8 protein-coding genes are annotated in these 11,955 nt (G+C 64.4%); 5 read left to right on the top strand and 3 right to left on the bottom strand.

Annotation, left to right across the window (positions count from 1 at the left end; translation table 11 throughout):
* The first annotated feature begins 159 nt into the window (after positions 1–159).
* The 3 genes from IG122_RS01005 to IG122_RS01015 are packed head-to-tail and all read left to right on the top strand — an operon-like array spanning position 160 to position 4,686.
* On the top strand, positions 160–576 hold the full coding sequence (locus tag IG122_RS01005; RefSeq protein ID WP_193179587.1) for a response regulator: 417 nt from the start codon (positions 160–162) through the stop codon (positions 574–576).
* On the top strand, positions 573–1,490 hold the full coding sequence (locus tag IG122_RS01010) for a chemotaxis protein CheW (protein WP_193179589.1): 918 nt from the start codon (positions 573–575) through the stop codon (positions 1,488–1,490). Before IG122_RS01005 ends, IG122_RS01010 begins: the two co-directional genes overlap by 4 nt.
* A 4-nt stretch (positions 1,491–1,494) precedes the next feature.
* On the top strand, positions 1,495–4,686 hold the full coding sequence (locus IG122_RS01015) for a chemotaxis protein CheA (RefSeq protein WP_193179592.1): 3,192 nt from the start codon (positions 1,495–1,497) through the stop codon (positions 4,684–4,686).
* Positions 4,687–4,693: 7 nt separating this feature from the next.
* Here IG122_RS01015 and IG122_RS01020 read toward each other — a convergent pair whose 3' ends face one another.
* From IG122_RS01020 to IG122_RS01030, 3 genes are read right to left on the bottom strand one after another with little or no spacing between them, the layout of a single operon-like run.
* Positions 4,694–5,779 carry a CheB methylesterase domain-containing protein gene (locus IG122_RS01020; RefSeq protein WP_193179594.1) on the bottom strand — a complete coding sequence of 362 codons (1,086 nt, stop codon included), beginning with the start codon at positions 5,777–5,779 and terminating at the stop codon, positions 4,694–4,696.
* Complete coding sequence (locus IG122_RS01025) at positions 5,776–6,615, bottom strand: CheR family methyltransferase (RefSeq protein WP_193179596.1); 840 nt, start codon at positions 6,613–6,615, stop codon at positions 5,776–5,778. Before IG122_RS01025 ends, IG122_RS01020 begins: the two co-directional genes overlap by 4 nt.
* A complete protein-coding gene (locus IG122_RS01030; RefSeq protein ID WP_193179598.1) occupies positions 6,602–8,290 on the bottom strand; it encodes a methyl-accepting chemotaxis protein in 1,689 nt (562 codons plus the stop codon). Before IG122_RS01030 ends, IG122_RS01025 begins: the two co-directional genes overlap by 14 nt.
* A gap of 633 nt (positions 8,291–8,923) precedes the next feature.
* Here IG122_RS01030 and urtA point away from each other — a divergent pair.
* Entirely contained in the window at positions 8,924–10,207 is a 1,284-nt protein-coding gene (gene urtA / locus IG122_RS01035; RefSeq protein WP_193179600.1) for an urea ABC transporter substrate-binding protein, read from the top strand.
* 88 nt (positions 10,208–10,295) lie between these two features.
* On the top strand, positions 10,296–11,954 hold the full coding sequence (gene urtB, locus IG122_RS01040) for an urea ABC transporter permease subunit UrtB (RefSeq protein ID WP_193179602.1): 1,659 nt from the start codon (positions 10,296–10,298) through the stop codon (positions 11,952–11,954).
* Position 11,955: the final 1 nt, after the last annotated feature.

Raw genomic sequence — 11,955 nt, forward strand, 5'->3', positions numbered from 1 at the left:
TCTTGATGCAGGGGTCGAATCCGCACATGGCCGGGAGGCCGGAAACATCGAAATCACAGGGTCGGGAAGCAAAATGCCGGTAGGCAAAGCCGAAGCGATATGGAACCATGAAACCATTGATTCGAGGATGGTTTCCATCTGTGGGCGAGCTGTTTTCTGATGGCCAAGGTTCTGATTGTCGATGATTCCCGTCTGGTGCGCCTGACGATCAAGACGATCCTCGATCGCGCCGAGGGTATGGAAGTCGTCGGCGAGGCCGAGAACGGCCGTGAGGGCGTGGACATGGCGAAGGAACTCAACCCGGACGTGGTGACGCTCGATATCGAGATGCCGGTCATGAATGGCATCGAGTGCCTGCGCCGGTTGCGCATTCTCTCTCCGGCCAAGGTGATCGTGCTCTCATCCCTCACGCATCCCGCCTCCCCGAAAGCGGTGGAGGCGCGTCTCGTCGGGGCCGATGCGGTGATCGGAAAGCCGTCCGGTTCTGTCAGCCGGGACGTCGATGCGAGCGGCGGCAACCTTCTGGTCGAGACGATCCACCGGGTCATGGGCTCGGGCGGGCAGGTGTCGGCATGAACGCGGTCGAGAGCGCATACGAATCCCAGAAGATCCCGGTCCTGCTGTTCCAGTCGGACGACCGCCGCTATGGCGTGATGCTGTCCAGCGTCCGCGAGGTGGTCGAGATCGAGGACATGGAACCGATCGAGGGCGAGGATCCCGAATATATCGGCGTCATGGTGCTTCGGAAGGAGCCGATCCCCCTGGTCGTGGTGCGCGCCGGCGCGCACGATCCGGAGACCGACCTGCCGATGTGCATCGTGCTGCAGCGCGGCCATGCGGTCATCGGGCTGGCGGTGCAGAAGATCATCGGCATCCGCAATTTCGATCCCGCCCATCCGACGAAAGGCCTGACGGCATCCGAGCAGCCGCAGCACGCCTATCTCGATGAGAACGGCAAGATCGTGCAGGCGGTCGATCCGGACCGCTGGTTCAACGCGCAGAACATGCTGCCGCTCCTCGCCGACCAGCGCGCGCTGCGCCTCGTTCCGGACAAGACGGAAAAGGTCGAGAAGGCGCGCAAGACCTATATGGCACTGACGGTGAGGAACCACCTCTATGCCGTCGATTCCAGCTTGGTCGAGCGCGCTCTGGACGATGTCGGCACGACGCCGCTGCCGAAACGGCCGGGCGTCCGGCTCGACTCCGTGATCGAGGTGAGCGGCAGCGTGCTGCCGGTGCTGCGCCTGACCGAAGGCGGGTTCGAAAGCCAGAAAATCCATATCATCGTGAATTTCTTCGACCAGAAATGGGCGATCGCGACCGAACAGGTGCTCGGCATCGTCTCCGACGAAAGCCCGGTGGGCCCTGCAACGGACGAGACCCAGGCGCGGGTGATCTCGCACAAGGGTGCGTTCCACGAAGTGATCGACCTCGCGGCATTGATCGCGCAATCGGTGCCCGATTTCGTGCGCTCCGACGGAAGAGGGTGACCCGATGAGCGGATTCGACGACGGTCCCGGCGCGGAAATGTGGGAGCTCTTCGAGCAGGAGAGCGAGGATTATCTCGGTCAGATCGAGAGCCTGCTGTCCGGCAGTGCCTCCGATCTGATGAATCCGGAGACCATGAGCGCGCTGTTCCGCGCGATGCATTCCCTCAAAGGCGTTTCCGCGTCGCTCGGCCTGACGGGCATCGAGCTTGTCGCGCATCATGCCGAGGATCTGCTGGATCTGTTCCGCAACGGCGAGGCGCAGCCCGACGAGGCGACGCGGGATCTGCTGCTGCAGACCGCGGATACGCTGATCGCCCTCCGCGAAAACTGCGTCGGCGACCGCGTCGATGCGCCGGCGGACATGCATCTCGTCGCACAGTTGTCGCAGGCAAAAGCGCAACTGAAGAGCGGCGGCGCCGTGCAGCCTCCGCAGGCCGCACCGCAGCCTGCGCCCGAGCCGGCCGCCGCGGCACCGGAGCCTGCGCCAACTCCCGCACCGACTCCACCGCCTCCGCCGGTTCAGGAGGAAGAAGAGGACGCCGCGCCTGCCGGTCAGATGTCCATGCAGGTCTCCCAGGCGCCGGCCGATCCGTCGGAGCCCGAGTTCCAGCCGGAGACGGTTGAGCCTTTCGCCGAGGTGGTGAAGAGCGAGCTCGGCCAGCTCGCGGAAGCGCTTGAGAGCCCTGAGCTTGAGAGCCTCGATACGCAGGGCATATCGAGCTCGATCCTGGCGATCCGGGAAATGGCGAACGAGGTCGGCTATCTTGGCATCGCGACGGTTCTCGACGGCGTCGCCGAACTTCTGCGCGACTCGGACAGTCTGGACAAGACAGAGCTTACCCGCGGTCTCTGTATCTTCGTTCACCGGCTCCGCGTTCTCTCCGAGCTCGCCGAGTCCGGGATCTCGATGGAAGACGTGGACGATTCCATGTCGCCGCATATCTCCCGCGAAGCGCGCGACGTGGTCGACCGCCTGTCGGTCGCGGGCGGGGCGCCGCGGGACTGGGAACTGGTCGGCATTCTCGCCCGCGCGCTTGGTGTGCAGCGGATATCGGCCCTCGCGCGTCTCTCCAGCGAACTGACGATCCAGGAAGGCTGGCAGGACCGGCCGGGTGCGCTCGACGTGCTCGACGAGATCCGCCGCGAAAGCCAGGTGATCGGGATCGAGGGACTGAACGTCGCCTCGCTCGACATGCGCCGGGAAACCTACGATCGCCTGCGCGACCGCATGGCGCTGCTGCTGACCAACGCCGAGGCGGCGGTTGCGGAGCTCAGGACCTCGCTCGGCGACGAGATCTTCAACTCGCTGTCCCCGGATGCGCGCCAGCAGATCGCCGACTATCTGAAGGAACCGAACGCCAATCTGCTCGAGATCCAGGCCAAGCTGCCGGACGGGCCGGCCTCGACCCAGCAGATCATGGAGCGGATCTACCAGGAACGCGTGATGTCGAACCGCGTCCTGGTCGATATCGATCCGGAGCTCTACCAGTTCCTGATCGGGATCAAGGGCTCGGCGGATCCATTGATGGCGTCGCTGCAGGGCATCGGCGGCGCGGCGCAGGCGCTGCAATCCTGGGCCGTTCTTGCCAGCAACCCGGTTCAGACCGCGGCGGCAGCACCGGCACAGACCCCGCCGCAACCTCAACCGGCGCAGCCCGCGGCCGAAGAGCCGGCGAACGTGATGCATATCGGCGATGACTGGACAGTCGGGAAGACCTCCCGTCCGGCCGCGCCGCCTCCGCCGCCGCAACAGCAGGCGCCGCGGCAGACCCCGCCGCCTCAGCCGAGCGCGCCGTCGGTGCAGCACGCTCCTTCCGCGGCACCGGTACCTCCGCCTCTGGCTGCCGAGCAATCCCAGCTTCAGCCGGTCACGTCCGAAGGTGCGGTGCCGGCCGAGCGGACCGAAGGCGGAGCGCCGAGCCGGAATGTCGGCGGCGGTTCGCTCCGTGTTTCGTCGGAACTGGTGGACAATTACCTCGACACCGTCGCGGAACTTCGGCTCTGCATCTCCCGCATCGAGCAGGGCGCCTCGGAAGCCGGTTTTGCCAGCACCATCGCGGAGCTCCGTTCCGTCGCCAAGCAGACCGGCGCGCGCAAAGCCGAGCGGCTGAACCTCGCGGCGAGCCATATCGACGAAGCAGGCAAGGTGCTCGCGAACCAGATCGCGAAAGCCGAAACGACGCTGCGGATGCTGCATTCCGTCACGCTGCAGCTCCGGGTCGTGCCGATCAGCATCGTCCTCGGACGGATGCCGCGCCTGGTCCGGGATTTGTCCCGCAGCCTCGGAAAGCAGGTCAATCTCGAGGTCGAGGACGGGGATATCCAGATCGACAAGTCGATGGTCGATGCGCTCATGGAGCCGATGGTGCACATGATCCGCAACGCCATGGATCACGGCATCGAGCCGGCGGACGAACGTGTCCGCCTCGGCAAACCCGAGAAGGCGACGCTCACGCTCGAGGCGACTCAGAACGGCAACGTCGCGCAGATCATGATCGCCGACGACGGCCGAGGACTGAACACCGGACGCATCCGGGCGAAAGCGATCGAGCGCGGACTGATCTCGGATCAGGATGCGTCCCGGATGTCGGAGCGCGAGATCCAGCGCCTGATTTTCGCCCCGGGCTTCTCGACCGCGGCGGCAGTTACAGAGACCTCCGGCCGCGGGGTCGGCATGGACGTCGTGCTGACGACGATCCGGCGCCTCGGCGGGGCGATCGACATCGACAGCGTCGAGGGCGAGGGGACGAAGTTCTACCTCAGCTTCCCGGTCTCGGCGGCGCTGCAGCGGATCGTCGTGGTCACGGACGGCGAACGCGATCTCGGGTTGCCTGAACGCGCGATCGTCGAGGTGATCGAGGTGCGGCGCAGCGCGATCCAGGAAGTCGGTGAACTGGCCGGGATCCAGCATCGCGACGGCTTCCTGCCAGTGCGCTCCATCGAGACCATGCTGGGGTGGGAGACGCCGGAAGTCGCGGCAAACCAGACAGCCATGCCTGTGGTGATCATAGGCACGCCGCAGCGCCGGGTCGGCGTCGCGGTCTCCCGGGTGAAGCGCCGCCAGGAAGTCTTCATGAAGGAGCTGCATCCGGCGCTGAACGCTGTGGATGTGCTTGCGGGGGCGACGGTGATGGGCGAGGGGCAGCCGCTTCTCGTGCTCGATCCGGAAACGCTTATCGCGATCGCCGGCGGCTGACGGAGCGCTATTTCGGCAGCTGAAGCGTGACGCCGGAGATCCAGCTCGCGATCTTCTGCAGCGGCAGGACTGTATCCGCCGCCTTTTCCTCGAACGCGACCTTGGGCATGCCGTAGACGATGGAGGTTTCCTCGTCCTGGGCGGCGGTGCGGGCACCGGCCTGACGCATGGCGAGCAAGCCGTCCGCGCCGTCGCGCCCCATACCGGTCAGGATCACGCCGACAGCCTTCTTGCCCAGTTCCTGCGCGGCCGATTTCATCATCACGTCGACCGCCGGACAATGTCCACCGATCCGTTCGCTCTCGCCCAGTGCGGTCCAGATCCCCTTGTTGCCCTTGCGCAGCCTGAACTGACGGTCGCCCGGGGCGACGACGGCGAGGCCGGGCCGTAGCGCCTGACCGTCATGCGCCAGTTCAACATCGATGCGGCAGGACTGATCCAGTCGCTTGGCGAAATCGGGAACATAGTCCTTCGGCATATGCTGCACGATGGCGATCGGCGGGCAGTTCCGGTCGAGCCCGGAGAGCACCGTGAGCAGCGCGTCTGTACCGCCGGTCGAGGCGCCGATGCAGATCACCGTTCCGAGATAGGGAACCCCGGTATCCTCGACAGGCCGCGGTTTCTCCGGCGCGCTGGGCATCGGCGCGCGGGCGGGGGCCGCTTGCGGCTGTACAGGCGCGGGCGCGTTCCGGGGACGGTCGCGCCGTGCCTGCCGGATGGCCGATTCCAGTTTGGAGGATACGGCCCGGAGTTCCTCGCGGATATCCAGTTCAGGGATGGCGATATGGTCGGAGCCACCGATCTTGAGATCGGCCGCGACGGCGCGGCCTTCGCCGCTTTCGCCGGCGGTGACGAGCAGTGTCGGGCGGTTGGCCGCCTTCACCAGCGCGAAAACTGATCTCAAGCCGGCGAAGTCTGCGTCGCGCGCCGCGAGGACAACGATGGCGGCGCCCGAGAGGCGTTCCGGTGTTGCGCGGGTCTGGGAGATTGACGTAACGGTGGCGCCGTCGGCAAAGGGTGTCACGTTTTCCGCCACGACCTTGCGCAACAGCGGGTCGAGGGCGACGACCAGGATTTCACCGGAAGCACTCAAGTCTTGGCTTTCTTTCGGAAAATGGCGGGCTGGATCTGGTCGAGATAGATCCGCGCGTGATCTGGGTTGTCGGTATGGCCGATGAACAGATATCCGCCGGGCGCCAGAAGATTGCTCAGGTTGCGCACCAGGTTCTCCCTCGTCGCATCGTCGAAATAAATCATGACGTTACGACAGAGTATCAGATGGTAGCGTCCGCGTAACTTGTCGAGCGGCTCGGTCAGGTTGAGCCAGCGGAACATGACGTCGTCCCGGACCGCCTGGATCACGCGGTAGGTATCGTCACCCAGATACTCGAGATATTTCTGCTTCCAGTCCGGCGGCATGTGCCGGAAGAGGTCGGATTTGTACTCGCCGATCGCCCCCTTGCGCAGGGCTGCCGTTGCGATATCCGTTGCGAGAATTCCGGCATCGAGATCCTGGTAGTGTGGGCCGAAATACTCCCGCATCGCCATGACGACGGAATAGGCTTCCTCGCCGGCCGCCGCCGCAGCGCTCCAGATCCGGATATCGCGCGAGCGGTCCCGTTTCAGGCTTTCGGAGAGTTCGGGAAGCAGCTTCTTCGCGAGGAATTCGAAATGCGCCGGCTCGCGGTAGAAATAGCTGTGGTTGGTCGAGAGATGCTCGACCACATTGATCAGCAGATCCTCGCGCCCGTCGCTCCTGGCCTCGTGCAGGAGCTCCGCGATCGAGCCGTGTCCGGACATGCTCATGAAGCCGCGCAGGCGCGAGTCCAGGAAGCTTTGCGCGTTCGCCGGGACGATGATGCCGAATTTCTGGTGCGCGAGGCGGCGGAGTTCGTCGAACTCCGCCCCTACCAGATCAGTATTTTCCAAAGTCACCCGATGTGATCTTGTCGTCCTGCGCCTGGCGCTTGCCGCTCTGACCCTTTTCCGTCGGCGGAAGGGGGGCGGACGCGTCCTCGGCGGGTGCCGGGGCGTGCGAGCCGTTCAGCTTGAAGCGGGAAACCGATTCCTGCAGTTCCCGACCCCGGCCGGCAAGGGCGCCGGAGGTGGCGGCCATCTGCTGGGCGGCCGCCGCATTCTGCTGGATCACGGTGTTCAGGCGGTGGATCGCGACGTTGATCTCGTCCGCGCCGACCGACTGTTCCTCACTCGCGGCGGTGATGCCCTGCACGAGGTCCTTCGTGCGGGTGATTTCCGGCAGCAGGTCGTTCAGCAGGCGGTTGGTGTTTTCCGCCGCCTCGCGGCCGTCCGCGGAGGCGTCCTGGATTTCGCTCGCCGCCTGTTTCGAGATCTCCGCAAGGCGGGAGACCTCGGAGGCGACGACGGCGAAGCCGCGGCCATGTTCGCCCGCGCGGGCCGCTTCGACCGATGCGTTGAGCGCGAGCAGTTCGATCTTCCGGGTGATTTCCTCGACTACGAGGATCTTGTCGGAGATGTCCTTCATCGCGGCCGCGGTCGCGGTCATGGCATCCGCGCAGCGTCCGGCTTCCGTCGCCATGCGTTCGGAGACCTTTTCGGTCTCTTCCGCGTTCTTGGCGTTCTGCCGGATGCCGGCGGTCATTTCCTCCATCGCGGCGGATGTTTCCTGCACGCTCGAGGCCTGATCGTTCACGCCGTCGGAGACCTGCTGGGCGGTCTGCCGAAGCTCGTTGCTGCCGCTCGTCACACCGCCCGAGACCGTCCGGATGGTGCCGAGCATGTCCTGCAGGTTCTTCTGCATCGCGTCGATCGCCCGCATGACGCGGCCGATCTCGTCATTGCTGCCGCTCACCGGAACCGGCGTCGACAGGTCGCCGGCGGCGAAACGGTCTACGGCCTCGACGGCGGCGTTGAGGCGCCGACGGATGCCGATGGCGAGCGGGATGCCGACGATCAGGGAGAGCGAGACCGCGACGATGGCGGCGATCGTCAGGCTGCTGATGGCGCGCTGTTCCGCGGCGTGGATGGCTTCGACCGATTCATTGGTCATGCCATTCACCTTGTCGAGCAGCTGATGCACATGCGTGTTCAGGCGGGTCTGCATCTCCTCGATCTTGCTGGTGTGGATGCTGAGATGCGAGAGCCGGGGAATGCGCTCGCCCGCGGCCTTTACCAGTGCCCGGAGCTGCGTCGTCACGACCTGGCCCGTCTTGCCGATCTCGCTATGCTCGGCCTCGATCTCTGTGAGGAGTTTCTGCACTTCGGCATACTCGAGGCCACGATTTCCACCGGCATCGATTGCAGGTTTCAGCAGCTTGTTGATTTCGGAGAATTTGTCGTCGACGACCGTTCCAAGTTCGGCGAATCTCGCGAGGTGGTCGTCCGCCTCGCCGCCGCGCCCCTGGGCAGCAACGGAAATCGCGACATGGATCGCCATCTCCTGCTGCAGCTGAAGTTCGACTGCGGAACTGACCAGCATGGCGATCGGGGTGTCTGTTTCCGTGATCTGTTCCACCTGTGATTTCACGGTGGACATGGTCCAGATGGCGAAGCCGGCGAAACCGCAGAGTGCGGCGGCCATGAAGAGAACCAAAGCGGTCAGCTTCGTGGACAAATTCAAAGACATTAATGTGGCCCCCTGATTTTCCCGAACGGCCCACGCAGCCCTGCGTTCTGTCGGGCGAATTTACGTTGAATTCCAGTATATCTTCGTGATCACCGCAGTGCAGCCTCTTAATTCGACCGCTCTGCATAGAATTACCGCCAATACTAGTTGCGACGCAGGACGTTAGAGGTCCTTCAGCCGGCGCTCGCGCGCGTTCCGGCCGAGAGGCTTTTCCGGCCCGGAATAGAATCGAGGCAGGATAACCCGGTTGATTCGGGGTTGATCAGACCGAGGCTCGGGATCGGCGAGGGGCCTACCCGTGCGTCTTGCGACGCACGGGCCAGGGTCGAGTGGTGCAACAACAACCCTGTACGGGAGCCGAGGCCCCACCATTCAGATGTCATTCGCGATAGTTCGGGTCAATGGCGTCGCGAATGTTACGAAAAGGTTAAAAAACAGGCAGTGCACAATATTGGTGCAAAATTTCGCTCTCTTCATGCGGATCACCAGCTGCTACCGGTCTCAAGATTTCCGATTAGAAAACTGAAAAAAATCACTTTTTTTGCGAGTCCTCCCGCCACCTCCAGGCATGGCACAGCGCTTGCTATTTCGTGTGCGGTGCAACAACAACCCTGGACTTGGGAGAACTAATCAATGGGGAAGCTCACAAAGTGGAAAGGCGCCCTTGCGGCCGCGGCCCTCGGGGTCGTCGCGATGGCCGGCACGGGCGTGGCACAGGCGCAGGAGACCATCAAGGTCGGCGTTCTGCATTCGCTCTCGGGAACCATGGCGATCAGCGAGACCACGCTGAAAGACGTCATGCTGATGCTGATCGAGGATCAGAACAAAAAGGGCGGCGTGCTCGGTAAGAAGCTTGAGCCGGTCGTCGTCGACCCGGCCTCCGACTGGCCGCTCTTCGCCGAAAAGGCGCGCGAGCTGATTTCGAAAGAGGGCGTTGCGGTCACTTTCGGCTGCTGGACCTCGGTCTCCCGAAAGTCGGTGCTGCCGGTCTTCGAGGAACTGAACGGGATGCTGTTCTATCCGGTGCAGTATGAAGGCGAAGAGTCTTCGCGCAACGTGTTCTATACCGGCGCCGCGCCGAACCAGCAGGCTATCCCGGCGGTCGATTACCTGCTCGGGGCCGAAGGCGGCGAGGCCAAGCGCGTCGTCCTGCTCGGCACCGACTATGTCTATCCGCGCACGACCAACAAGATCCTGCGCTCTTACCTGAACGCCAAAGGCATCGCCGATGCCGACATCATGGAGAACTACACGCCGTTCGGTCATTCCGACTGGCAGACCATTGTCGCCCAGGTGAAGGAATTCGCCAGCCAGGGCAAGAAGACCGCGGTCGTCTCCACCATCAACGGCGATGCCAACGTGCCGTTCTACAAGGAACTGGCCAACCAGGGCATCAAGGCGGAAGACATTCCGGTCGTGGCCTTCTCCGTCGGTGAGGAAGAGCTCGCCGGTCTCGATACCGGCCCGCTGGTCGGTCATCTGGCCGCGTGGAACTACTTCATGTCCGTCGATACGCCGGAAAACGCCGAGTTCATAAAGACTTGGCACGCCTTCATCAAGGACGAGAAGCGCGTGACCAACGACCCGATGGAAGCCCACTATATCGGCTTCAAGATGTGGGTGCAGGCGGTCGAGCAGGCCGGCACGACCGACGTCGACGCGGTTCGTCAGGCGATGTACGGCCAGAAGGTGAAGAACCTGACCGGCGGCACCGCGGTGATGAACACCAACCATCACCTCTCCAAGCCGGTGCTGATCGGCGAGATCCTTGAGGACGGCCAGTTCGAGATCGTCTCCGCCACCGACGATGTGGTGGTCGGCGACGCCTGGTCCGACTTCATCCCGGAAAGCGCCAAGCTGACCGCCGACTGGACCTATCCGTGGGTCTGCGGCAACTGCGAGAAGCCGCGCTTCTAAGCACAAGTCACGACCGAAGCGCGGCCGAAACCGGCCGCGCTTCGGGGCTTCTCTGACGCGCGCGCAGCTTTTTGGGAGGGGTGTCACCATGCCCGCATTCCGCAGGATCGGCCGTTTCCGCTCCGGTTTCCTGATGGTCCTCTTCACAGCGATGGCGCTGCTGGCGCCGATCGCCGTGCAGGCGGCCGATGACTTGGAGAGCCTCGTCGCCGAACTCGGCGCGGCGCCGCTCACGAAGAAGGATGAAGTGGTCGAACGGATGATCGCGACCGGCGCGCCCGAAGTGGTCACCATCCTCGAAGCGCTTGTCGAGCGCGATCTCTATACCCGCAAGAGCGACGAGAAGGTCGTCATCGGCCGCAAGGCCGACGGCGGTCTGATGCTGGTCGATCCGATCAGCGGCGAGGAACTGGGGATTGTCGGCACGCGCGACGTCACGCGGGTAAAGACGAACAACTCCCTCCGCTCCTCCGTGAAGGCCGCGATGGGCACGCTGACGCTGATGAGCCCCGACCCGCAGCGTCGGCTGGAGGCCGCGCAGGGCCTGTTGAAGTCGAGCGATCAGTCGATGCTGCCTTTGCTGGAGCAGGCGCTTGCCAAGGAACAGGATGCCAACGTCCGCAACGCGCTGCAGCTTGCCGAAGCGTCGATCAAGCTGCTGTCCGAGAGTGCGGAGGAACGGCTTGCCGGCGTTCAGGCGCTCGCCGACCGGACGGACCCCGAAAGCCGGGTCATGCTGTCCCGCCTGCTGCTGAAGGACGGCGATGTCTGGCGCGAGCCGGACGAGACGGTCCGCGCGGCGGCGGAGGAGACGCTGGCGTCGATGGAAGGCCGGCTGCGCATGTGGCGCACGGTCGAGCACCTCTATCAGGGCATCAGTCTCGGCTCGGTCCTGCTGCTCGCCGCCATGGGACTGGCCATCACCTTCGGCGTCATGGGGGTCATCAACATGGCGCATGGCGAGATGGTCATGCTCGGCGCCTACACCACATTCGTGATCCAGGAAGGCTTCCGCGCCGCCGCACCGGAGCTGTTCGGCTGGTCGCTGGCGGTCGCGCTTCCGGCGGCATTCCTGGTTTCCGCATCGGTCGGCGTGGCGCTGGAGCGGGGCTGTATCCGTTTCCTTTACGGCCGGCCGCTCGAAACGCTGCTGGCGACCTGGGGGATCAGCCTGATCCTGCAGCAGACCGTGCGCTCGATCTTCGGCCCGACGAACCGCGAGGTCGGCTCGCCGGAATGGATGCAGGGCGCGATGGAGTCCGTCGCCGGCATCACGCTGACCTACAACCGCCTCTACATCATCCTCTTCTCCTTCTGCGTGCTCGGCGCCGTTCTGCTGGTACTGAAGAAAACCGCCTTTGGCCTGCAGATGCGCGCCGTAACGCAGAACCGCGAGATGGCGCGGGCGATGGGCATTCCGACCGGCCGGGTCGACGCGATGACGTTCGGTCTCGGTTCCGGCATCGCCGGGATCGCCGGCGTGGCGCTCAGCCAGATCGACAATGTCAGCCCCAACCTCGGGCAGGCCTATATCGTCGACAGTTTCATGGTCGTGGTGTTCGGCGGGGTCGGCAATCTCTGGGGCGCGTTCGCCGGCGCGATGTCGCTCGGCGTGGTGAACAAGCTGCTCGAGCCCTGGGCCGGCGCGGTGCTCGGCAAGATCCTGGTGCTGGTCGCCATCATTCTCTTTATCCAGAAACGCCCGCGAGGCCTCTTCGCCCTGCGCGGCCGCGCAGTGGAGAGCTGAT

Source organism: Nisaea sediminum (genome assembly GCF_014904705.1).
Classification (GTDB): Bacteria; Pseudomonadota; Alphaproteobacteria; order Thalassobaculales; family Thalassobaculaceae; genus Nisaea; species Nisaea sediminum.

Excerpts from the sequence above, each read along its gene's own strand:
- IG122_RS01005 (WP_193179587.1), top strand. The coding sequence starts at position 160 with ATGGCCAAGGTTCTGATTGTCGATGATTCCCGTCTGGTGCGCCTGACG.
- IG122_RS01010 (WP_193179589.1), top strand. The coding sequence starts at position 573 with ATGAACGCGGTCGAGAGCGCATACGAATCCCAGAAGATCCCGGTCCTG.
- IG122_RS01015 (WP_193179592.1), top strand. The coding sequence starts at position 1,495 with ATGAGCGGATTCGACGACGGTCCCGGCGCGGAAATGTGGGAGCTCTTC.
- IG122_RS01030 (WP_193179598.1), bottom strand. The coding sequence starts at position 8,290 with ATGTCTTTGAATTTGTCCACGAAGCTGACCGCTTTGGTTCTCTTCATG.
- urtA (WP_193179600.1), top strand. The coding sequence starts at position 8,924 with ATGGGGAAGCTCACAAAGTGGAAAGGCGCCCTTGCGGCCGCGGCCCTC.
- urtB (WP_193179602.1), top strand. The coding sequence starts at position 10,296 with ATGCCCGCATTCCGCAGGATCGGCCGTTTCCGCTCCGGTTTCCTGATG.